This window comes from Agrococcus sp. TF02-05 (genome assembly GCF_017565345.1).
GTDB lineage: Bacteria > Actinomycetota > Actinomycetes > Actinomycetales > Microbacteriaceae > Agrococcus > Agrococcus pavilionensis.
On record NZ_JAGEKO010000001.1, the window covers coordinates 1 to 20,532 of the forward strand.

The following is a 20,532-nucleotide window of genomic DNA, read 5'->3' on the forward strand; positions in this document are numbered from 1 at the left end:
CGGCAGCGGGAGGGCCGTAGAGGAGACCGAGGCGACGCTGGGGGCAGGCTCCGGTGGCGAGCGCGGTGCGCTCGACGCGCTCGGGTAGGCGGTCGTCGCCGCGGTCGAGCCGTGGGGGCGCACCCCGCCCGTCGCGCGCCGCGGCGCGCGGGCTATGGGCGCCGAGGCCGAGCTCCGCGACGGCGCGCCCGCGCGGCTGCAACCGCGCGTCGAGCGCGCGGCGCTCGCGCTCGCCCTCGAGCGCGACGCGCTGCCCGAGTCGCCCGCCGCGGCCGTCGCGCCGGTCGCGATCGTCGCCGCGGCCTGCGCGGCGCTCGCGGCGTGGGCGCTCGAGCCGGGCCGCCCGGAGGCCGCTGTCGCGGTGCGCGCCGCGATCGAGCCGCTCGCCGCCGCATCACGAATCCACAACGATCCGCGAGGCTGACCGCGCCGACCCCCGCCTTCCCAGGCGGGCCGCCCATCATGGGGGACATGCGGCGCGGGCATCGGATCATCACGGGGGCCGCCGCCCTGCTCATGAGCGCCGCTCTCGTCGGCTGCGGCGCGGCCGCGACGCCGAGCCGCACCGACGCGGGCCCAGAGCCTGACGTCCCGGCGCCGGGTGTCGCGCCGCCCGAGGCGCTCCCCGCCGTCAGCGGTCACGGCGGCGAGGCGCCCGGCGTCCGTCCGCGGTCGCCCGAGGCCGGCGCGGATCCCGGCGAGCCGCACGCCGGGCCGTCGCCGACGCCGCCGCCGGGGCCCGCGCGTCCGACCCCGACCCCGCCGGCCGAGCCCACGGCGTCCGCCGCGCCGAGCCCGACGCCGACCGCCCCGGCAGCGCCGCGCGCGCTCGTCGAGCTGCTCGTCGACGCCGGATCATTGCCCGCTCCGACGTGGACGGACGGCGAGTGGGTCGAGCTCGCGCCGCCCGCCACCGTGCCGGTCGGCGAGGCGATCCCGCACGTGGCCGTCGCGCGCACGGCGAGCGCCGAGTGCGCCGCGACCGCCGGCGCTGTCGATGGCGCCGCGAGCGAGGCGGCGATGGTCGCGCTCTCGGCCGGCAGTGAGCGAGGGGCCGTCTTCAACGTCACGGTGCTGCGCTACCCGAGCGCCGAGGCCGCCGCTGACGGCATCGCGGCGCTGCAGGCGCTCGCGGTGGCGTGCGAGGGCACCGACACCGAGTCGGGCACCTTCGCGGCCCCGGCGCCGGCGCACGGCGCGGCCGTCGCGCTCCGATCCGACGACGCAGCGCTCGTCGTCGACGCCGCCGCGGGCGGACGGTACGTCGTCGCGGTGCTGCACGAGGACGCCCCTGCCGAGGCGATCGCGGCGCTCCTCGCCGCGCAGGCCGAGCGGCTGCCCTAGGCGTCGAGCAGCCGCCGCACCGTCGCGTCGAGCGGCGAGCGCGGCAGCTCGGTGCCGTCGACGCTCGTCACCGCCGCGACGAGCCGGCCCGACGAGAGCAGCCACGCGCCGTCGCTGCCGAGCAGGTCGGCGGGCCCGAGCGGCTCGAACGCGACCTCGACGCCCGCGACGGGCGCCTCGCGCATGAGCCGCTCGAGGGTGAGCGAAGCGAGGATGCCGTCCTGCGGCGGCGTGAGGAGCCGCCCGCCGCGATCGACGACGAGCGTCGACGTGGGCCCCTCGAGCAGCTGCCCCGCGGGCGAGACGAAGACGACGTCGTCGAAGCCGCGCTGCGCCGCGTGCCGCTTCGCCGCCATGTTGATCGAGTACGAGAGGCTCTTCGCGCCCGGCAGCAGCCACGGCATCGACGCGACCTCGTCGCCGTCGTGCCCGCGGCCGAGCAGCGTGATCGAGACGCCCTCGGCGCGCTCGCGCAGCACGCCCGCCGAGATCGGTGCCATGAGGGCGAACGCGGTCGGGTCGCCGCCCGACTCCGGCCCGCGGGTGAGCACGAGCCGGATGACGGCCTCGGGCTGCGCGTCGAAGTCCCATGCCGCGAGGAGCGCATCGACCGCCCGGCCGAAGCCCGCGCGGTCGGGCTCGGGCAGCTGCAGGATCGCCGCCGAGCGCGCGAGTCGGTCGAGGTGCGCGTCGCGGTCGCGCACGACGCCCGCGCCGTCGGCGCCCCTGCGCGCGAGCGCGGCATCGAAGACGCCGTCGCCGCGCACGACGCCGAGGTCGTCGGCGCGGATGAGCGGTTGCGCGACGTCGGCGAGCGAGCCGTCGAGCAGGGCGAGCAGGGGAGCGGTCATGCGCTCAGCGTAGGGGCGCGGGATGCGGGGGCGTCACGGCGTGCCGGCGCAGAACTCCTGCAGCGCGACGACGCGGTCGCCGAGCTCCGCGAGCGCCGTGCCGGCGCGCTCGATGCCCGCGGCGTCGCCCGAGGCGAGCGACTCCTGCGCGTCGGCGACGAGCGCATCCCACCCGGCCTGGATCTCGCCGATGCGCTCGAGCAGCGCCGGATCGGTCACGCGCGTCTCGAGATCGCCGACCCTGGTCGAGATGCTCCCGACGAGCGCGAGCGCGCCGAACGGATCGGTCGCGAGCAGCTCGCCGACACGGGCGACGTCCGTCGCGATCGCCGTCACCTCCGCCAGCACCTGCGCGCACTGCTGCGCCTGATCGCCGGGCGCGGGCTCGACGGTCGCGGGCGTCGTCGGCACCGGCGCGGGCGACGGCGACGGCAGGATGCCGCAACCGGTGACGAGCAGGGCGGCCGCGGCTGCGAGGCCTGCGGCGCCGAGGCGGATGCGGGAGGCGGGCATGCCGCGAGGGTACCGACGGCGGCTATGGCCGAGCCCGGCGCGCATGGGGGATAGCCCCCGCGAGGCTTCCGGGCAACCGCCGCGCGGCCAGCTGCCCGCGCGCCTAGCGTGGAGCCATGCAACGCCTCGGCCCCCTCCTCGCGACGATCGCGCACCTCGTGGTGCTCGGCTCGATCGGCCTCCCGATCCTCACGATCATCCTCACCTTCGTCGCGCTCGGCGCCGGGCTCCTCGTCGTCGTCGTCGGCGTGCTCTTCCTCGCGCTCGCGCTGCTCGGGATGTTCGCCGTCGCGTGGTTCGAGCGCGAGCGCATCGCTGCGCTGTACGACGCGCCCGTGCCGCCGGCCGTGCTGCGCGGCTCGCACCGCACCGACTGGCTGCGGGTGCCGCACCGGCTGCTCCGCATCGTGAGTGACGGCGCCCACTGGCGCGCGATCCTCAGCTTCGCGCTCGCGAGCCTCTTCGGCGTCTTCGTGCTGAGCCTGCTGCCGCTCGTCGGCCTCGGCATCCCGCTCGCGTTCGCGCCGCTCGGCGACGCCGCGCGCGTGCGCATCCCGCTCACCTCGATCGCCGTGCCCGTCGAGTGGGCGCCGCTGCTCGGGATCCTCGCGCTCGCCGCCGGCATCGCCGGCACGATCGGCCTCGCGATCGCCCACCGCGGCGTCGCGCTCGGGCTCCTCGTGCCCGACGAGCGCGCGCAGCTCGAGGCGAGGGCGCTCCACGAGCGCGAGCGCCGGCAGGGCGTCGTGCAGGCCGCCGACTACGACCGCACCCGCATCGAGCGCGACCTCCACGACGGCGTGCAGCCGCGGCTCGTCTCGATCGCGATGCAGCTCGGCATGGCGCGCGACCGCATCGAGACCGACCCTGAGGGCGCGAAGCGGCTCATCGACGAGGCGCACGCGTCGTCGAAGAACGCGGTGACCGAGCTCCGCCAGGTCGCCCGCGGCATCCACGTCGCCGTGCTCGACGACCGCGGCCTCGACGCCGCCGTCTCGGCGCTCGCCGCCCGCAGCGCCATCCCCGTCGAGGTCGACGCGCGGCTCGAGCGGCGCTGCTCGCGCGAGAGCGAGACCGCCGTCTACTTCGCGATCGCTGAGGGCATCACGAACGCGCAGAAGCACGCGCGCGCGAGCCGCATCCGCGTCTCGATCCGCACCCGTGAGCACGCGCTGTGGGCGCGCATCGAGGACGACGGCATCGGCGGCGCCGAGCGCCTGCCGGGCGGCGGCATCGACGGGCTCGCGAACCGCGTCGCCGGTGTCGGCGGCACCCTCACCCTCTCCAGCCCCGTCGGGGGCCCGACCGCGATCGAGGTGGACGTCCCGTGCGCATCCTGATCTGCGAGGACTCCGTCCTCCTGCGCGAGGGCATCGCGCGACTGCTGACGGATGCGGGCCACGAGGTGGTCGCGCAGCTGCCCGACGCGACCGCGCTCGAGGCCGCGATCCGCGCATCCGATCCCGACCTCGCGATCCTCGACGTGCGCATGCCGCCGACCCGCACGAACGAGGGGATCCTCGCCGCGATCGGCATCCGCAGCCGCGGCGACCGGCCGCGCGTGCTCGTGCTCTCGCAGTACGTCGAGGAGCGCTACGCCGCCGACCTCATCGCGAGCGGTCCGGCGGGCTTCGGCTACCTGCTCAAGGACCGGGTCGCCGACGTGCGCGACTTCCTCGCCGCGATCGAGCAGGTCGCGAGCGGCGGCACGGTGCTCGACCCGGAGGTCGTCACGCAGCTGCTCGCGCGCCGTCGCCGCGACGCGCGCATGGAGCGGCTCACGCCGCGCGAGCGCCAGGTGCTCGCGCTCATGGCCGAGGGCGCCGCCAACCAGGCGATCGCCGATCGCCTCTACATCTCCGCGGGCAGTGTCGAGAAGCACATCTCCGCGGTCTTCCAGAAGCTCGAGCTCGACCCCGAGGACGGCAACCGCCGCGTGCTCGCGGTGCTCGCCCACCTCGACGCGCCCGGCTCCGACCAGGGCCGCCCGCACGACGCCCCAGGAGGCATCCGATGACCATCCCCACCACCAACCGCGCGGGACGCGCGATCAGCATCGTGCTCGTCGTGCTCGGCGCGATCGCCGCGGTCTTCGCGATCGGCGGCGGCGTCGTGAACGGCATCGCGACGCACCGCGCGACGGACGGCACCTGGAGCGCCGACGCCGAGGGCGTCGCCGAGCTGCGCCTGTCGACCTCGGCGGCCGACTTCGACGTCGTCTTCGCCGACGTCGACCAGGCGACGCTCGACGCGAGCTCGACGGGCGGGCCCGTGCAGCGGTGGACGCTCGAGCGCCAGGGCGACGCGCTCGTCGTCGGCACCGGCTGGCAGTGGGGCCCCTGGGGCGGCGGCTGGGGCTTCGGGTTCGGCGACCGCGGCTTCGGCGAGGAGCAGGTGACGCTCACGCTGCCGGCCGAGCTCGAGGACGCCGGGCTCCACATCGTCGCCGACGTCTCCGCCGGCAGCCTCGACGCCGCGGCCGACTGGCGCCGGGCCGAGCTCGACCTCAGCGCCGGCAGCGCCCAGCTCGGCGGCACCGCCGACGCGCTCGACGTGCAGGTCTCGGCGGGTGAGGCGCGGCTCGCGATCGACTCGCCGCGCACGGTGCAGCTCGACGTGAGCGCGGGCCGCGTCGTCGGCGCAGTGACGGGCGAGCAGCCCGCGGCGATCACCGCGACCGTGAGCGCGGGCGCGATCGAGCTCGCGATCCCCGACGGCCAGTACGCGGTGACGCAGGACGTCTCCGCCGGCAGCGCCGCGATCGACGTCGACGCCGACCGCCAGGCGGCCGCGACGATCGACGTCGAGGTGAGCGCCGGGAGCGTGACGCTGCGGGGCGAGTCGCGGTAGGATCACAGGCACACGCATCGATCCGGCCATCACCGGGGAGCGGTCGGCAGAACGGCGACGAGGCACCGTCAGGTGCAGCGGCGCTCAGTAGATCCGAACGGGGCAGGCCCGTCACAGCCGGAGGCCCGGTCGTGAACAACGAGCACGACCAGGCACAGAGCGGCGACCCGAGCCCAGGCACGGGGAGCAAGCGGGGTGGTACCGCGCGAGAGCGTCCCCGCATCCGAGAACCGAGGATGCAGGAGACCAGCGTGACCGACCAGCACCGCTACCCGCTCGCGAGCGGCACGACCGACGCCGCCGGCGTCGTGGCGAGCCCCGACCTCCCCGCCCTCGAGCGCGGCATCCTCGCCTTCTGGAAGGGCGACGACACCTTCAAGGCGTCGGTCGAGCAGCGCGAGGGCTGCCCCGAGTGGGTCTTCTACGACGGCCCGCCGTTCGCGAACGGCCTGCCGCACTACGGCCACCTCCTCACGGGCTACGCCAAGGATGTCTTCCCGCGCTTCCAGACCATGCGCGGCAAGCAGGTGCCGCGCGTGTTCGGCTGGGACACCCACGGACTGCCCGCCGAGCTCGAGGCGATGAAGCAGCTCGGCATCACCGAGAAGGCCGAGATCGAGGCGATGGGCGTCGACGTCTTCAACGCCCGCGCGCGCGAGTCGGTGCTGCAGTACGTCGACGAGTGGGAGGACTACGTCACCCGCCAGGCGCGCTGGGTCGACTTCGAGGGCGGCTACAAGACGCTCGACCTCTCCTACATGGAGAGCGTCATCTGGGCGTTCAAGGAGCTCTACGACAAGGGCCTCGCCTACGAGGGCTACCGCGTGCTGCCGTACTGCTGGCGCGACGAGACGCCGCTGTCGAACCACGAGCTGCGCATGGACGACGACGTCTACCAGGACCGGCAGGACACGACGCTCACCGTCACGTTCCCGTTCCGGGGCGAGGCGGCGGATGCGTCGGGCCTGACGGGCGTCAAGGCCCTCGCGTGGACGACGACCCCGTGGACGCTGCCGACGAACATGGCGCTCGCGGTCGGCCCCGAGATCGAGTACGTCGTCGTGCCCGCGGGGCCGAGCGGCACGACGGCGGGCGAGGGCTCGTTCCTGCTCGCCGCCGCGACCGTGCCCGCCTATGCGAAGGACCTCGGCTACGACGACGCGGAGGCGGCGCTCGCGGCCGTCACGCGCACGCTGCGCGGCGAGGATCTCGCGGGACTCGAGTACGAGCCGCTCTTCGACTTCTTCACCGACGCATCCGTCTGGGGCACAGAGCGCGCCTTCCGCGTCCTCGTCGACGACTACGTCGCGACGGGCGAGGGCACGGGCATCGTGCACCAGGCGCCCGCCTACGGCGAGGACGACCAGCGCGTCTCGACCGCCGCGGGCATCCCGACGATCCTCTCGGTCGACGACGGCGGCCGCTTCCTCGAGAGCGTGCCGCCCGTGGCCGGGCAGCAGGTCTTCGACGCCAACAAGACGCTCTCGAAGCTGCTGAAGGACGCCGGCCGCGTGCTGCGGCAGGCCTCCTACGCGCACTCCTACCCGCACTGCTGGCGCTGCCGGAACCCCCTCATCTACAAGGCCGTCTCGAGCTGGTTCGTGCGCGTCACCGAGATCAAGGACGACCTGCTCGCCGCGAACGAGCAGATCACGTGGGTGCCCGAGAACGTCAAGCACGGCCAGTTCGGCAAGTGGCTCGAGGGCGCGCGCGACTGGTCCATCAGCCGCAACCGCTACTGGGGCAGCCCCATCCCGGTGTGGAAGAGCGACGACCCGAACCACCCGCGCGTCGACGTCTACGGCTCGCTCGACGAGCTCGAGCGCGACTTCGGCGTGCGCCCGACCGACCTGCACCGCCCGGCGATCGACGAGCTCACGCGGCCGAACCCCGACGACCCGACGGGCAAGAGCACCATGCGCCGCATCCCCGACGTGCTCGACGTGTGGTTCGACTCGGGCTCGATGCCGTTCGCGCAGTTCCACTACCCGTTCGAGAACGAGCAGTGGTTCGCCGAGCACAGCCCGGCCGACTACATCGTCGAGTACATCGGGCAGACGCGCGGCTGGTTCTACGTCATGCACGTGCTCTCGGTCGCGCTCTTCGGGCGCCCGGCGTTCGAGAACGTCATCAGCCACGGCATCATCCTCGGCGACGACGGCTTCAAGGCCTCGAAGTCGCGCCGCAACTACCCCGACGTCAACGAGTCGTTCGACGCCTACGGCTCGGATGCGGTGCGCTGGAACCTGCTGCAGGGCTCGATCCTGCGGGGCGGCAACTTCGTCGTCTCGGAGGAGGGCATCCGCGAGGCGCTGCGGCAGTTCCACCTGCCGCTGTGGTCGACGTGGTACTTCTTCGCGACCTACGCCAACCGGGCCGTCGACGGCGAGCCCTACCTCGCGAAGCGCTCGACCGAGTCGACCGACGTGCTCGACCGCTACATCCTCGCGAAGCTGCGGAAGACGGTCGAGACGACGACGGATGCGCTCGAGCGGCTCGACGCGACGGGCGCGACCTGGGCGGTGCGCGAGTTCCTCGACGTGCTCACCAACTGGTACGTGCGGCGCTCGCGCGACCGGTTCTGGCTCGGGGTCTCGTCGGACGGCTCGGGCTCGCAGGCGTTCGACACGCTCTGGACGGTGCTCGAGACGCTCTCGCGCATCGCCGCGCCGCTCTCGCCGCTCGTCACCGAGGAGGTCTGGAAGGGCCTCACGGGCGGCCGCTCGGTGCACCTCACCGACTGGCCGGAGGTCGCCGACCTGCCCGCCGACGACGAGCTCGTGCGGCAGATGGACGCCGTGCGCGCGATCGCGAGCGTCGGCAACGCCCTGCGCAAGCAGGCGAAGAAGCGCGTGCGGCTGCCGCTGCCGACCCTCACCGTCGTCGGCTCGGTCGACGTCGCGTCGTTCCGCGCGGTGCTGCAGGACGAGCTCAACGTGCGGGAGGTCGTGCTCGAGGAGGCCGACGAGGGCTCGCTCGAGCGCTACGGCATCTCGCGCCGGCTGCAGGTCAACGCGCGCGCCGCGGGCCCGCGGCTCGGCAAGGACGTGCAGCGCGCCATCCAGGCCGCGCGCGCGGGCGACTGGGTCGCGGAGGACGGCGTCGTGACCGCCGGCGGCATCGCCCTGCAGGAGGGCGAGTTCGAGCTCGCGCTCGAGGTGGCCGACGAGTCGGCCGCGGTGGGCTTCCTGCCCGGCGGCGGCTTCGTCGTGCTCGACACCGCGACGACGCCCGAGCTCGAGGCCGAGGGCCTCGCGCGCGACGTCGTGCGCGCCGTGCAGCAGGCTCGCAAGGAGGCCGGGCTCGACGTCTCCGACCGCATCCGCCTCGAGCTCGGCTCCGACGAGCACGGCGTGCGGGCGCTCGAGGCGAACCGCGAGCTCGTGATGGCCGAGACGCTCGCGCTCGAGCTCGCGCTCGACCGCGTCGACGACACGATGGGCGAGCTCGCCGACGGCCGCACGGCGCACCGCGTCGGCGACGGCTCGCCGCTCGCGATCTGGCTCGAGCGCGTCGACGCCGGCCGCGTGGAGGTGGGCGCGTGAGCGAGCACGACGACGTCGACGACCGCATCCTCGAATCGCTCGAGCACGCCGAGGCGGCACGCGCCGCCTACGACGCGCTGCTCGACCGGGCGGGGGAGCAGGCGGTCGAGCCGCGCATCGAGGCGACCCGGCGGGCGGTGGAGCTGCTCGGCGACCCGCAGCGCTCCTACCGCGTCATCCACATCACCGGCACGAACGGCAAGGGCTCGACCGCCCGCATCGCCGACGCGCTGCTGCGCGCGCACGGCCTCCGCACGGGCGTGCTCACGAGCCCCCACCTCGAGCGCGTCAACGAGCGCATCCTCATCGACGGCGAGCCCGTCTCGGACGAGGTGTTCGCGCGCGGCTACGACGACATCGCGCCCGTGCTCGAGCTCGTCGACCGCGAGCTCGAGGCCGCGGGGCAGCGGCGGCTGACGTTCTTCGAGGCGTTCACGGTGCTCGCGCTCTCGGTGCTCGCGGATGCGCCGGTCGACGTCGCGGTGCTCGAGGTCGGGATGGGCGGCACGTGGGACTCGACGAACGTCGCCGACGGCGACGTCGCGGTCATCACGCCGATCGCGCTCGACCACACGAACCGGCTCGGCTCGACGGTCGAGGCGATCGCGCGCGAGAAGGCCGGCATCATCAAGCCCGACGCGATCGTCGTCTCGGCGCAGCAGCAGCCCGAGGCCCTCGCGGTGCTCGAGGCGCGCGCGACCGAGGTCGGCGCGCGGCTGCTCGTCGAGGGGCGCGACTTCGCCCTCGCCGGCCAGTCGGTCGCCGTCGGCGGCCAGCTCATCACCGTGCGCGGCCTCGCGGCCGAGTACATCGACCAGCTCGTGCCGCTCATGGGCGCGCACCAGGGCGCGAACGCGACCCTCGCGCTCATCGCCGTCGAGGCGTTCCTCGGCGGCGGCTCGCAGGCGATGACCGCCGAGGTGCTCGCCGACGGCTTCGCCGCCGCGACGTCGCCCGGCCGCCTCGACGCCGTCGGAGCGCATCCGCTCGTCATCCTCGACGCCGCGCACAACCCGCACGGCGCGACGGCGCTTCGCGCCGCGCTCGGCGAGTACTTCGGCCTCGAGCGCGTGACGCTCGTGCTCGGCGTGCTCGCGGGCAAGGACGCGCGGGGCGTGCTCGAGGCGCTCGAGGGGGTCGTCGACGAGGTCGTCGTCACGCAGTCGACGTCCGAGCGCGCGCTCGACGCCGACGAGCTCGCGGCGCAGGCCGTCGCCGTGCTCGGCGCCGACCGCGTCGTCGTCGAGCCCGACCTCGAGACCGCGGTCGAGACGGCACGCGAGGCCGCGACCGACCGCGGCGGGGCGGTCGTCGTCACGGGGTCGATCACGCTGCTCGGCGACGTGCTCGGCCATGCTCGCGAGGCGGGCTGGCTGCTGCGGCCCGACGCGCGCCGGCAGGCGGCGACGGTCGAGGTCACCGACGAGGAGGGACAGGCATGAGCGAGCCCACGGCCGAGGCGGAGGGCACGGCGAAGCGCCGGTCGCGACCGGCGCGCGGCGCGATGGAGGCGCTGCTGCGCATCGTGCACGGCCTCGAGGTCGCGGGCATCGCGTTCGGGGCGCTCGCCGCGTGGGGCGTGACGCGAGACTGGCCCGCGCCCGTCGCGTTCGTCGCGGTCGGCGTCGCGCTCATCGCGACGATGCCGCTGCTCTCGCGCCCGTGGGGCTGGCTCGTGAGCCTCGCGATGCAGGTCGCCGTCGCGGCGCTCACGGCCTTCGAGCCGGTGTGGGGCGTCGTCGCGCTCGTGCTCATCGGCCTGTGGATCTACTGCTTCGCCAAGGCGCGCGGCATCGAGCGGCGGCGCCGCGCCGCGGGCCTCGACCCGCGGGGAGCCCCCGGCACCTGATCCGCGCGGGCCGTCCGCGCGCCGGCGCGAGCGCGGCTGCGTGATGTGCACGCTCTTGCGGCTCGCGGCGGCGCCGGGCCGCGACAGCGTGCACATGTCGGGCGCTGCTCGCGCGGCGTCCGCGGCGATGTGCACGCTCTTGCGGCTCGCCGCGCCGCCGGGCCGCGACAGCGTGCACATGACCGGCGCTGACCGCGCCGCTGCGCGGCGGCGTGGCCGAGCGACGTCGGTAGGCTGGAGCCCATGCAGAGCACCCTCGTCCTCATCAAGCCCGACGGCGTCAAGCGCCAGCTGACCGGCGCGATCCTCGCGCGCATCGAGGCCAAGGGCTACGTCGTCGCCGACCTGCGGATGGTGCAGCCCGAGCGCGCGCTGCTCGAGGAGCACTACGACGAGCACCGCGGCAAGCCGTTCTTCGAGCCGCTCGTCGAGTTCATGCTCTCGGGCCCGTCGGTCGCGATCCGCCTCGAGGGCGACCGCGTCATCGAGGGCTTCCGCTCGCTCGCCGGCACGACCGACCCGACGACCGCCGCGCCCGGCACGATCCGCGGCGACCTCGGCCGCGACTGGGGCCTCAAGGTGCAGCAGAACCTCGTGCACGGCTCCGACTCCGAGGAGTCGGCGGCGCGCGAGCTCGCCCTCTGGTTCAGCTGAACCAGAGCGGCTGAGCCGCCGCCCAGGCCTCGCTAGAAGGAGAAGAGGAACCGGGGGATGCCCGGCAGCACGACCATGATCGTCACGACGACGATCACGGCGAGCGCGAGCGAGAGCACCCAGCCCCACGCCGAGAAGCGGGCCGCCGTGCGCCGCAGCCCGGCGGGCGCCGGCAGCGCGCCGGCGCCGAGCGCCCACGTCCAGAGCGGGAACGCCATCGCGTACATCGCCATCCAGACGAGGAAGCACCAGGGGCAGACGAAGCCCAGCACGAAGACCGACTGCTGCGCGAGCCACAGCACGAACACGAGCCCGCCGAGCACGCCGATCGAGAAGACCGTCCACACCCACCGCGGCATCGCGACGCGACCGAGCGTCAGCGCCCCCATGATGATCGGAGCAGGGAACGCCATGAGCCCGAGGAACGGGTTCGGGAAGCCGAACAGCCTGCCCTGCTCCGACTCCATCGCGCCCGAGCACGACAGGAACGGGTTCAGGTCGCACGAGAGCAGCTCCTCCGGGTGGAGCAGCAGCTCGATGCGCTCGACCGAGAGCGCGAAGGCGCCCGAGAGCCCCGCGAGCCCCGTGACGATGAGCAGCACGCCGAGCCACACGGGCGCGGCGATGTGGGCGGGTCGAGCGTCGGTCATGGTGCCTCCTGCTGAGCATCCTCTCAGGCCGGGGGAGCGATGAGCTTCGACGCGGCGACGCTCACGGCATTCACCTTGGGTGCGATCGTCATCGTGCTGCTGCCGGGCGCGAACAGCCTGTTCGTCGCCACGACATCCCTGCGCGCCGGTCGCGGGCCCGGCTTCCGCGCGATGCTCGGCGTCTTCCTCGGCGACGCGATCCTCATGGTGCTCGCGGTGCTCTCGGCGCAGGCGCTCTCGGCCAACCCCGTCGTCTACACCGTGCTCATCTGGGCGGGCGCGCTCTACTTGTGCTGGCTCGCGCTCGGGCTCGTGCGCAGCGCGGTCGTGCGGATGCGCGCGAAGCTGCGGCGCACCGCCGAGCCCGAGCCGACCGAGAGCCCCATCAGCCCGCCGACGGCACCGAACCCGATCATCGCGGAGCCGAGGCTGCGGCCCTTCCGCACCGCGCTCGTGACGAGCCTGCTGAACCCGAAGGCGATCCTCTTCTTCGCCTCCTTCTTCCTGCAGTTCATCGATCCCGCCTCGCCGACCCCGCTCGTCGACCTGCTCGTGCTCATGCTGATCATCGAGGGGCTCTCGGCGGCCTACCTCACGGTGCTCGTGCTCATCGGTGCGAACATCGGCCGCCGGGTGCAGCCGCACGGCTGGCTCGCGATCGTCGGCACGCTCGTCGCCGCGCTCGGCTTCCTCGCCCTCGCGGTGCGGGTCGTGCTGCCCTGAGCGACGGCAGCGGTCGCGCAGAGCGCGTGCGGTAGACTTCCCGCAGCGTCCGACGGGCGCTCGCACAGGTTTTCCGGGCGGCACCGCCGACCCGGGTCGTCCCCGCGAGGGGGCGGAAGGAAGGATTCGCGCCGGGGCGCGCCCCGTTCGCGACAGAGATGACGACCGGCGGCGCCGGTCGTGGCAGGAGCGCGCCAGCGATGGTGGACAACGACACGACCCTCCCCGAAGAGCCGACGACGGCGACGGGGGCAGCAGAGACGAGCGAGCCCGAGGCGCAGAAGGCGCCCCGCAAGCGCGCCACGACGCGCCGCAAGGCCGCGCCCGAGGCGGATGCCGCCCCGGCGTCCGCGGATGCGTCGGCTCAGACGGCGGATGCGTCGGCTGAGACCGCGGGTGCGTCGGCCGAGCAGGCAGAGGCCGAGCCCGCGCAGCAGCCGGCCGCCGAGGCGTCGGCCGCTGCGCTGACCCAGTCCGGCGAGCAGGAGCCGGGCCACGAGCCGGGCCTCGCCGACCCCGGCAAGCCCGCGGACGCATCCTCCCAGGACGGCGCCGCCGCCGACGAGCCGATCGAGATCGACCCGGTCGCGGCCGCGCGCGTGCTGCCCGAGGTGCCGGCCGGCCCCTTCGGCCTGCTCTTCCACGCGCCCGACCTCGCGCGGCTCCCCGCGCTGCCGCCGCTGCGCGCCGAGCTCGACGACGAGGACGACGAGGACGACGACGAGGGCGACGACCAGCAGGACGGCCGGCGCTCGCGCCGCTCCCGCTCGCGGTCGCGCTCGCGCCGCTCGGAGGACGAGAAGCCGCTCATCACCGAGCCGCAGAAGGTGCGCGGCTCGACGCGCCTCGAGGCGAAGCGCCAGCGCCGCCGCGAGGGCCGCGACGCCGGCCGCCGCCGCACGGTCGTGACCGAGACCGAGTTCCTCGCCCGCCGCGAGGCCGTCGAGCGGCAGATGATCGTGCGCTCGAAGCACGACCGGGTGCAGCTCGCGGTGCTCGAGGACGGCGTGCTCGTCGAGCACTACGTCGCGAAGGCGAGCGAGTCGAGCCTCATCGGCAACGTCTACCTCGGCCGCGTGCAGAACGTGCTGCCGAGCATGGAGGCCGCGTTCGTCGACATCGGCCGTGGCCGCAACGCCGTGCTCTACTCGGGCGAGGTCGACTGGGACGCCGCCGAGCTCGAGGGCCAGCCGCGCAAGATCGAGCTCGCGCTCAAGCCCGGCGACACCGTGCTCGTGCAGGTCACGAAGGACCCGGTCGGCCACAAGGGCGCGCGGCTCACGAGCCAGATCTCGCTGCCCGGCCGCTACCTCGTCTCGGTGCCCGGCGGCTCGATGAACGGCATCTCGCGCAAGCTGCCCGACACCGAGCGCGCGCGCCTCAAGAAGATCCTCAAGCAGGTGCTGCCCGAGGGCGTCGGCGTCATCGTGCGCACCGCCGCCGAGGGCGCGACCGAGGAGCAGCTCACGCGCGACGTCGAGCGCCTCACGCGCCAGTGGGAGCGCATCCAGCAGCTCCGGAACGGCTCCGCGCCGCAGCGCCTCCACGCCGAGCCCGACCTGCTCGTGAAGATCGTCCGCGACGTCTTCAACGAGGACTTCTCGAAGCTCATCATCCAGGGCTCGGAGGCGCTCGCCACGATCCGCGAGTACCTCGAGGCGATCGCGCCCGACCTGCTCGACCGGGTCGAGGCCTACGAGGGCACCGACGACCCCTTCGACCACTTCCGCATCGCCGAGCAGATCGACAAGGCGCTCGACCGCAAGGTGTGGCTGCCTTCGGGCGGCTCGCTCGTCATCGACCGCACCGAGGCGATGACCGTCGTCGACGTCAACACGGGCCGCTTCGTCGGCGCGGGCGGCAACCTCGAGGAGACGGTCACCAAGAACAACCTCGAGGCTGCCGAGGAGATCGTGCGCCAGCTGCGGCTGCGCGACATCGGCGGCATCATCGTGATCGACTTCATCGACATGGTGCTCGAGTCGAACCGCGACCTCGTGCAGCGGCGCCTCATCGAGTGCCTCAGCCGCGACCGCACGAAGCACCAGGTGGCGGAGGTCACGAGCCTCGGCCTCGTGCAGATGACGCGCAAGAAGCTCGGCCTCGGCCTGCTCGAGACCTACTCGGAGCCGTGCGAGATCTGCGCCGGCCGCGGCGTCATCGTGCACCACGAGCCCGTCTCGAAGCCGCAGCGCCAGCAGCAGGAGAACGGCGGCCAGGGCGGCGGTCGCCGACGCGGCCGCGGCAAGCAGGGCGAGCAGCAGCCCGAGCAGCACCAGCAGCAGCAGGGCGGCGGCAACGGCGGCGGCACGCACGCGATCACCGACGACATGCGCAAGGGGCTCTCGCAGATCGCGGCCGCCGCGAAGGGCAAGCCAGCCGATGCCGAGCAGCCGACGGGGGAGCGGCCTGCCGCGGAGCCGTCGCAGCGCGAGCGCCCCTCCGGCAAGGTGCAGCCCTCGAAGACGGCCGTCGAGGCCGTCGCCGCCGAGCCGGTCGTGACGATCCTCGACATCCCCGTCGAGGCGAAGCAGGAGCCCGTGGCCGAGAAGGCGACGGAGCGCGACCTCGACGGGCTGCTCGGCGGGGCGCTCGACGCACTCGCGGCGCCCGCGCCCGGCACCGGCAAGGCCGCGCGACGCTCGCGCCGCGCCTCCTCCGGCGTCATCACGGCGAAGCCCGACGACGACCGCTGATCGAGCAGGCCGCCCCTGCGTCGATCGAAGAGGCCGCGGAGCGGCCGCATCGAGATCCGTCTCGATGCGGCGCTGCGCGCCTACTCGACGAGCGGAGGCCGCCGGTCGCGCTCCTTCACGCGCAGCCCGCTCGCGATGAGCCGCTTCACGAGCACCTTCGGCGCCACCTGCTCGGCGCCCATCGCCACGAGCTCGGCGATCCGCTCGGCGGGCACGTCGTAGTGGTCGTGGTCGAACCCGCGCCGAGGGATGCCCGCCGCGCGCGCGAACGCGTGCAGCTCGTCGAGCGACGAGTCGCTCACGAGGTGCGCCCACATCGTGCCGTGATTGGGCCAGAGCGGCTCGTCCACCAGGATCGCCATGCGCCCCACGGTAGCGGCGGCACGCGGGGCGGCGCTGTTGACCGGCATGGCTCGCGGCGTGTATCGTTGTTCGCTGGCGCTCGTCGCAATTCCTTGCGCGCGCTACAAGCTTCGTCCCGGCCCCGCCGGGAGTCGTTCCAACAGTGAGGATCCAACGTGGTGTACGCAATCGTGCGCGCCGGCGGCCGGCAGGAGAAGGTCGAGGTCGGCACCGTGCTCGTCGTCGACCGCATCGCCGGTGACGACAACGGCAACGTCGAGCTGGCCCCCGTGCTACTCGTCGACGGCGACAAGGTCACGACCGACGCCGACGCGCTCGCCAAGGTCAAGGTGACGGCCGAGGTCGTGACCGACCTGCGCGGCCCGAAGATCCGCATCCAGCACTACCGCAACAAGACCGGCTACAAGCGCCGCATGGGCCACCGCTCGGAGCTCACGCGCCTCAAGGTCACCGGCATCAAGTAAGGGAGCCGCAGACATGGCACACAAGAAGGGCGCATCGTCCACCCGCAACGGCCGTGACTCGAACGCGCAGCGCCTCGGCGTGAAGCGCTTCGGCGGCCAGGTCGTCAAGGCCGGCGAGATCATCGTCCGCCAGCGCGGCACCCACTTCCACCCCGGCGCCGGCGTCGGCCGTGGCGGCGACGACACGCTGTTCGCCCTCGAGGCGGGCGCGGTCGAGTTCGGCACGAAGGGCGGCCGCAAGGTCGTCAACATCGTCGCCGCGGGCTGACACCAGACACACCCGATGAACGGGGCGGGCTTCGGCTCGCCCCGTTCTCGCATCGAGAGGAGGCCTCCGTGGCGACATTCGTCGACCAGGTGACGCTGCACCTGCGCGCAGGGAACGGCGGCCACGGCTGCGTCTCCGTCAAGCGCGAGAAGTTCAAGCCGCTCGCCGGCCCCGACGGCGGCAACGGCGGCGACGGCGGCGACATCGTGCTCGTCGCCGACAACCAGGTGACGACGCTGCTCGGCTACCACCGCAACCCGCACCGCGCGAGCGAGAACGGGCAGCCGGGCATGGGCGACCACCGCTCCGGCACGACGGGCGCCGACCTCGTGCTGCCCGTGCCGGTCGGCACGGTGGTGTCGGATGCGTCGGGCGAGCAGCTCGCGGACCTCTCGCAAGCGGGCATGCGGGTCGTCGTCGCCGAGGGCGGCCAGGGCGGGCTCGGCAACGCCGCGCTCTCCAACCAGAAGCGCCGCGCGCCCGGCTTCGCGCTCCTCGGCACGCCGGGCTTCGAGGGCGACGTCACGCTCGAGCTCAAGACCGTCGCCGACGTCGCGCTCGTGGGCTTCCCGAGCGCCGGCAAGTCGAGCCTCGTCGCCGCGATGTCGGCCGCGCGGCCGAAGATCGCCGACTACCCGTTCACGACGCTGCACCCGAACCTCGGCGTCGTCGAGTCCGGCCAGACGCGCTACACGATCGCCGACGTGCCGGGCCTCATCGAGGGCGCGAGCGAGGGCAAGGGCCTCGGCCTCGAGTTCCTCCGCCACGTCGAGCGCTGCTCGGCGCTCCTGCACGTCATCGACTGCGCGACGCTCGAGCCGGGCCGCGACCCGGTGAGCGACCTGCAGGTCATCCTCGCGGAGCTCGCCGCCTACCCGGTGCCCGAGGGCCAGACGCCGCTGCTCGAGCGCCAGCAGCTCGTCGCGCTCAACAAGATCGACGTGCCCGAGGCCGCCGAGCTCGCCGCGTTCGTGCGCGAGGACATCGAGGCGATGGGCTTCCGGGTCTTCGAGATCTCGACCGTCGCGCACAAGGGCCTGCGCGAGCTCTCGTTCGCGCTCGCCGAGATCGTCGAGGCCGACCGCGCCGCGAAGGCCGCGGAGCCGGTGCCCGAGCGCATCGTGCTGCGGCCGCGCGCGATCGACGACGCCGGGTTCACGATCAAGGTCGAGGGCTCGCACGCCGGGCCGGTGTACCGCATCCTCGGTGCGAAGCCCGAGCGCTGGGTGCAGCAGACCGACTTCCAGAACGACGAGGCGGTCGGCTACCTCGCCGACCGGCTCGCGAAGCTCGGCACGGAGGAGGCGCTGCTCAAGGCCGGCGCCGTCCCGGGCGCGACCGTCGTCATCGGGCCCGGCGCGGGCATCGTCTTCGACTGGGAGCCGACGATCGTCTCGGCCGCCGAGCTCGTCGGCAACCGCGGCACCGACCCGCGGCTCGACCGGAACGACCGCCGCACGACCGCGGAGCGGCGCGACGAGTACCACCGCCGCATGGACGCGAAGCAGGCCGCGCGCGACGAGCTCGGCACCGAGCGCGAGGCGGGCCTGTGGACCGACGACGAGGGCTTCGAGGTGCAGCGCTGGGAAGACGAGGGATGACGCGGCTCGACCTCACTGCCGGCGAGCGCGTCGTCGTCAAGGTCGGCTCCTCGTCGATCTCGGGCGAGCGGCGCGGCCAGATCGAGCCGCTCGTCGACGCCCTCGCCCGGCTGCACCGCTCGGCCGAGGTCATCCTCGTGTCCTCAGGCGCGATCTCGACCGGCATGCCCTACCTCGGCCTCGAGTCGCGGCCCGTCGACCTGCCGATGCAGCAGGCCGCGGCGGCGGTCGGGCAGAACGTGCTCATGAACCGGTACCAGCGGAGCCTCTCGCGGCACGAGGTCGTCGCGGCGCAGATCCTCTTGACCGCCTCCGACATGGAGCTCGACTCGCACCGCGTCAACGCAAGGAACGCGCTCGAGCGGCTGCTCGAGCTGCGGATGCTGCCGATCGTCAACGAGAACGACACGGTCGCGACCCACGAGATCCGCTTCGGCGACAACGACCGGCTCGCGGCGCTCGTCGCCCGGCTCGTCGGCGCCGACCGGCTCATCCTGCTCTCCGACATCGAGGCGCTCCGCACCGCGCCGCCGGACGAGCCCGGCTCCGAGCCGATCGAGCGCGTGCCCTTCGGCGACCCGCTCGAGGGCGTGCGCCTCGGCGCCTCCGGTTCGCACATCGGCTCGGGCGGCGCGATGACGAAGGTCGACGCGGCCCGGCTCGCGGCCGACGCGGGCGTCACGGTCACCGTCACCGCGACACCGCTGCTCGACCGGCTGCTCTCGGGCGAGCGCCTCGGCACCGAGTTCGAGCCGAACCCCGCCGCGCGCGTCGCCGCCGCCAGTTGAGGGTTCGCGTCCGAGCCGCCCCCGCACTCGGACGCAGACCCTCGACTCGTGCGCAGGGCGGGAGCGAGGGCTGGGCAGCATCCGGCGGCTCCTAGGATCGAGGCATGGCCGATGACCTCGACGCGCTGCTGACCGACTCGAAGCGGGCTTCCCGCGCCCTCGGCGTCGCGCCGGCGGGCCAGCGGCACGAGGCGATCCGCGCGATCGCGACGGCGATCGAGGCCGCGACCGACCGCATCCTCGCCGCGAACGCCGAGGACCTCGAGCGCGGGCGCGAGAGCGGCCTCGCCGAGGGCATGCTCGACCGGCTGCTGCTCGACGAGCGCCGCATCGCCGGCCTCGCCGCCGCCGCCCGCGCGCTCGCCGAGCTGCCCGACCCGATCGGCGAGGTGCTGCGCGAGCGCACGCTGCCGAACGGGCTCGAGCTCACCGAGGTGCGCGTGCCGTTCGGCGTCGTCGGCGTCATCTACGAGGCACGCCCCAACGTCACGGTCGACCTCGCGTGCATCGGGCTCGGCTCCGGCAACGCCGTCGTGCTGCGCGGCGGCTCGGCCGCCGAGCGCACGAACGCCGCGCTCGTCGAGGCGATCCAGGATGCGGTGGAGGGCGAAGGCCTGCCGCGCGAGGTCGTGCAGACGATCGACCGCTTCGGCCGCGACGGCGCCGGCCGGCTCATGCGCGCCCGCGGCCTCATCGACCTGCTCGTGCCGCGGGGGAGCGCCGCGCTCATCGACCGCGTCGTGACCGAGTCGACCGTGCCGGTCATCGAGACGGGCGCCGGCGTCGTGCACGCCTTCGTCGACCGCGCCGCCGACCTGCCGATGGCGCTCGACATCGTGCTCAACGCGAAGACGCAGCGCACGAGCGTCTGCAACGCGCTCGAGACGGTGCTCGTGCACCGCGACATCGCCGAGACCGCCGTGCCGGCCATCGCCGTCGCGCTGCAGCAGGCGGGCGTCACAATCCACGCCGACGACGCGCTGCCCGGCGTCGACGCCGCGGCGCCGCTCGGCGAGGGCGGCTGGGCGACCGAGCACCTCTCGATGGACGTCGCGATCGGCGTCGTCGACGACCTCGACGCCGCGATCGAGCACGTCAATGCATTCGGCACCCACCACACCGACACGATCATCACCGACGACGCGGATGCGGCCGCCCGGTTCCTCGCGGAGGTCGACTCCGCGGTCGTCATGCACAACGCATCCACCCGGTTCACCGATGGCGGCGAGTTCGGCTTCGGCGCCGAGGTGGGCATCTCGACCCAGAAGGCGCACGCGCGCGGACCGATGGGACTGCCCGAGCTCACGAGCACGAAGTGGATCGTGCGGGGCTCCGGCCAGGTGCGGGCCTGACCGATCCGACCGCGATAGGCT

General features: G+C 74.0%; 20 protein-coding genes. 16 read left to right on the plus strand and 4 right to left on the minus strand.

Annotation, left to right across the window (positions count from 1 at the left end; all coding sequences use genetic code 11):
* Nucleotides 1-154 precede the first annotated feature (154 nt).
* Nucleotides 155-424, plus strand: a complete 270-nt coding sequence (locus JQT67_RS00005) for a hypothetical protein (RefSeq protein ID WP_208062995.1) — start codon at nt 155-157, stop codon at nt 422-424.
* Between the two features lie 47 nt (nt 425-471).
* Nucleotides 472-1,344: a hypothetical protein gene (locus JQT67_RS00010; RefSeq protein WP_208062996.1), complete on the plus strand. Its 873-nt coding sequence runs from the start codon at nt 472-474 to the stop codon at nt 1,342-1,344.
* On the opposite strand, the gene JQT67_RS00015 is transcribed toward JQT67_RS00010, so the two are convergent.
* Both JQT67_RS00015 and JQT67_RS00020 read right to left on the minus strand, forming a co-directional pair.
* On the minus strand, nt 1,341-2,195 hold the full coding sequence (locus tag JQT67_RS00015) for an aminotransferase class IV (RefSeq protein WP_208062997.1): 855 nt from the start codon (nt 2,193-2,195) through the stop codon (nt 1,341-1,343). The two genes, JQT67_RS00010 and JQT67_RS00015, sit on opposite strands and share 4 nt — an antisense overlap.
* Before the next feature lie 33 nt (nt 2,196-2,228).
* Nucleotides 2,229-2,708: a hypothetical protein gene (locus JQT67_RS00020; protein WP_208062998.1), complete on the minus strand. Its 480-nt coding sequence runs from the start codon at nt 2,706-2,708 to the stop codon at nt 2,229-2,231.
* 116 nt (nt 2,709-2,824) lie between these two features.
* Here JQT67_RS00020 and JQT67_RS00025 point away from each other — a divergent pair, with 116 nt between their 5' ends.
* The 7 genes from JQT67_RS00025 to ndk all read left to right on the plus strand — a co-directional run bounded on the left by JQT67_RS00025 (nt 2,825) and on the right by ndk (nt 11,606).
* Nucleotides 2,825-4,048, plus strand: a complete 1,224-nt coding sequence (locus JQT67_RS00025; RefSeq protein WP_208062999.1) for a sensor histidine kinase — start codon at nt 2,825-2,827, stop codon at nt 4,046-4,048.
* Nucleotides 4,036-4,725: a response regulator transcription factor gene (locus JQT67_RS00030; RefSeq protein WP_208063000.1), complete on the plus strand. Its 690-nt coding sequence runs from the start codon at nt 4,036-4,038 to the stop codon at nt 4,723-4,725. Before JQT67_RS00025 ends, JQT67_RS00030 begins: the two co-directional genes overlap by 13 nt.
* Nucleotides 4,722-5,558 (plus strand): hypothetical protein, encoded by an 837-nt coding sequence (locus tag JQT67_RS00035; protein ID WP_208063001.1) that lies wholly within the window; start codon nt 4,722-4,724, stop codon nt 5,556-5,558. The genes JQT67_RS00030 and JQT67_RS00035 overlap by 4 nt, the downstream gene beginning before the upstream one ends.
* Before the next feature lie 236 nt (nt 5,559-5,794).
* The gene (gene ileS, locus JQT67_RS00040; protein WP_208063002.1) at nt 5,795-9,103 is read left to right on the plus strand and encodes an isoleucine--tRNA ligase; all 3,309 of its coding nucleotides are present in this window, start codon (nt 5,795-5,797) and stop codon (nt 9,101-9,103) included.
* The gene (locus tag JQT67_RS00045; protein WP_307864121.1) at nt 9,100-10,545 is read left to right on the plus strand and encodes a folylpolyglutamate synthase/dihydrofolate synthase family protein; all 1,446 of its coding nucleotides are present in this window, start codon (nt 9,100-9,102) and stop codon (nt 10,543-10,545) included. Before ileS ends, JQT67_RS00045 begins: the two co-directional genes overlap by 4 nt.
* The gene (locus JQT67_RS00050; RefSeq protein WP_208063003.1) at nt 10,542-10,952 is read left to right on the plus strand and encodes a DUF4233 domain-containing protein; all 411 of its coding nucleotides are present in this window, start codon (nt 10,542-10,544) and stop codon (nt 10,950-10,952) included. Before JQT67_RS00045 ends, JQT67_RS00050 begins: the two co-directional genes overlap by 4 nt.
* Nucleotides 10,953-11,195: 243 nt before the next feature.
* Nucleotides 11,196-11,606: a nucleoside-diphosphate kinase gene (gene ndk / locus JQT67_RS00055; protein WP_208063004.1), complete on the plus strand. Its 411-nt coding sequence runs from the start codon at nt 11,196-11,198 to the stop codon at nt 11,604-11,606.
* A 32-nt stretch (nt 11,607-11,638) separates the two neighbouring features.
* Here the strand turns inward: ndk and JQT67_RS00060 are convergent, their stop codons facing one another.
* A complete protein-coding gene (locus tag JQT67_RS00060) occupies nt 11,639-12,256 on the minus strand; it encodes a vitamin K epoxide reductase family protein (RefSeq protein WP_208063005.1) in 618 nt (205 codons plus the stop codon).
* A gap of 39 nt (nt 12,257-12,295) precedes the next feature.
* On the opposite strand from JQT67_RS00060, the gene leuE reads away from it, so the two are divergent.
* Nucleotides 12,296-12,979: a leucine efflux protein LeuE gene (gene leuE, locus JQT67_RS00065; RefSeq protein WP_208063006.1), complete on the plus strand. Its 684-nt coding sequence runs from the start codon at nt 12,296-12,298 to the stop codon at nt 12,977-12,979.
* Nucleotides 12,980-13,179: 200 nt separating this feature from the next.
* On the plus strand, nt 13,180-15,675 hold the full coding sequence (locus JQT67_RS00070) for an Rne/Rng family ribonuclease (RefSeq protein ID WP_208063007.1): 2,496 nt from the start codon (nt 13,180-13,182) through the stop codon (nt 15,673-15,675).
* 80 nt (nt 15,676-15,755) lie between these two features.
* On the opposite strand, the gene JQT67_RS00075 is transcribed toward JQT67_RS00070, so the two are convergent.
* Complete coding sequence (locus JQT67_RS00075; RefSeq protein ID WP_208063008.1) at nt 15,756-16,037, minus strand: DUF4031 domain-containing protein; 282 nt, start codon at nt 16,035-16,037, stop codon at nt 15,756-15,758.
* A 156-nt stretch (nt 16,038-16,193) separates the two neighbouring features.
* Here JQT67_RS00075 and rplU point away from each other — a divergent pair, with 156 nt between their 5' ends.
* From rplU to JQT67_RS00100, 5 genes are all read left to right on the plus strand, one after another.
* Entirely contained in the window at nt 16,194-16,502 is a 309-nt protein-coding gene (rplU, locus tag JQT67_RS00080; protein ID WP_021010989.1) for a 50S ribosomal protein L21, read from the plus strand.
* A 13-nt stretch (nt 16,503-16,515) separates the two neighbouring features.
* Nucleotides 16,516-16,770 (plus strand): 50S ribosomal protein L27, encoded by a 255-nt coding sequence (gene rpmA / locus JQT67_RS00085; protein ID WP_021010990.1) that lies wholly within the window; start codon nt 16,516-16,518, stop codon nt 16,768-16,770.
* A gap of 68 nt (nt 16,771-16,838) precedes the next feature.
* On the plus strand, nt 16,839-18,371 hold the full coding sequence (gene obgE / locus JQT67_RS00090; RefSeq protein WP_021010991.1) for a GTPase ObgE: 1,533 nt from the start codon (nt 16,839-16,841) through the stop codon (nt 18,369-18,371).
* On the plus strand, nt 18,368-19,159 hold the full coding sequence (proB, locus tag JQT67_RS00095) for a glutamate 5-kinase (RefSeq protein WP_208063009.1): 792 nt from the start codon (nt 18,368-18,370) through the stop codon (nt 19,157-19,159). The genes obgE and proB overlap by 4 nt, the downstream gene beginning before the upstream one ends.
* Nucleotides 19,160-19,263: 104 nt before the next feature.
* On the plus strand, nt 19,264-20,511 hold the full coding sequence (locus JQT67_RS00100) for a glutamate-5-semialdehyde dehydrogenase (protein ID WP_208063010.1): 1,248 nt from the start codon (nt 19,264-19,266) through the stop codon (nt 20,509-20,511).
* The last annotated feature ends 21 nt before the right edge of the window (nt 20,512-20,532 follow it).

Coding starts and splice junctions, on each gene's coding strand:
- JQT67_RS00005 (WP_208062995.1), top strand. CDS start 155: ATGGGCGCCGAGGCCGAGCTCCGCGACGGCGCGCCCGCGCGGCTGCAA.
- JQT67_RS00010 (WP_208062996.1), top strand. CDS start 472: ATGCGGCGCGGGCATCGGATCATCACGGGGGCCGCCGCCCTGCTCATG.
- JQT67_RS00015 (WP_208062997.1), bottom strand. CDS start 2,195: ATGACCGCTCCCCTGCTCGCCCTGCTCGACGGCTCGCTCGCCGACGTC.
- JQT67_RS00020 (WP_208062998.1), bottom strand. CDS start 2,708: ATGCCCGCCTCCCGCATCCGCCTCGGCGCCGCAGGCCTCGCAGCCGCG.
- JQT67_RS00025 (WP_208062999.1), top strand. CDS start 2,825: ATGCAACGCCTCGGCCCCCTCCTCGCGACGATCGCGCACCTCGTGGTG.
- JQT67_RS00035 (WP_208063001.1), top strand. CDS start 4,722: ATGACCATCCCCACCACCAACCGCGCGGGACGCGCGATCAGCATCGTG.
- ileS (WP_208063002.1), top strand. CDS start 5,795: ATGCAGGAGACCAGCGTGACCGACCAGCACCGCTACCCGCTCGCGAGC.
- JQT67_RS00050 (WP_208063003.1), top strand. CDS start 10,542: ATGAGCGAGCCCACGGCCGAGGCGGAGGGCACGGCGAAGCGCCGGTCG.
- ndk (WP_208063004.1), top strand. CDS start 11,196: ATGCAGAGCACCCTCGTCCTCATCAAGCCCGACGGCGTCAAGCGCCAG.
- JQT67_RS00060 (WP_208063005.1), bottom strand. CDS start 12,256: ATGACCGACGCTCGACCCGCCCACATCGCCGCGCCCGTGTGGCTCGGC.
- leuE (WP_208063006.1), top strand. CDS start 12,296: ATGAGCTTCGACGCGGCGACGCTCACGGCATTCACCTTGGGTGCGATC.
- JQT67_RS00070 (WP_208063007.1), top strand. CDS start 13,180: ATGGTGGACAACGACACGACCCTCCCCGAAGAGCCGACGACGGCGACG.
- JQT67_RS00075 (WP_208063008.1), bottom strand. CDS start 16,037: ATGGCGATCCTGGTGGACGAGCCGCTCTGGCCCAATCACGGCACGATG.
- rpmA (WP_021010990.1), top strand. CDS start 16,516: ATGGCACACAAGAAGGGCGCATCGTCCACCCGCAACGGCCGTGACTCG.
- proB (WP_208063009.1), top strand. CDS start 18,368: ATGACGCGGCTCGACCTCACTGCCGGCGAGCGCGTCGTCGTCAAGGTC.
- JQT67_RS00100 (WP_208063010.1), top strand. CDS start 19,264: ATGGCCGATGACCTCGACGCGCTGCTGACCGACTCGAAGCGGGCTTCC.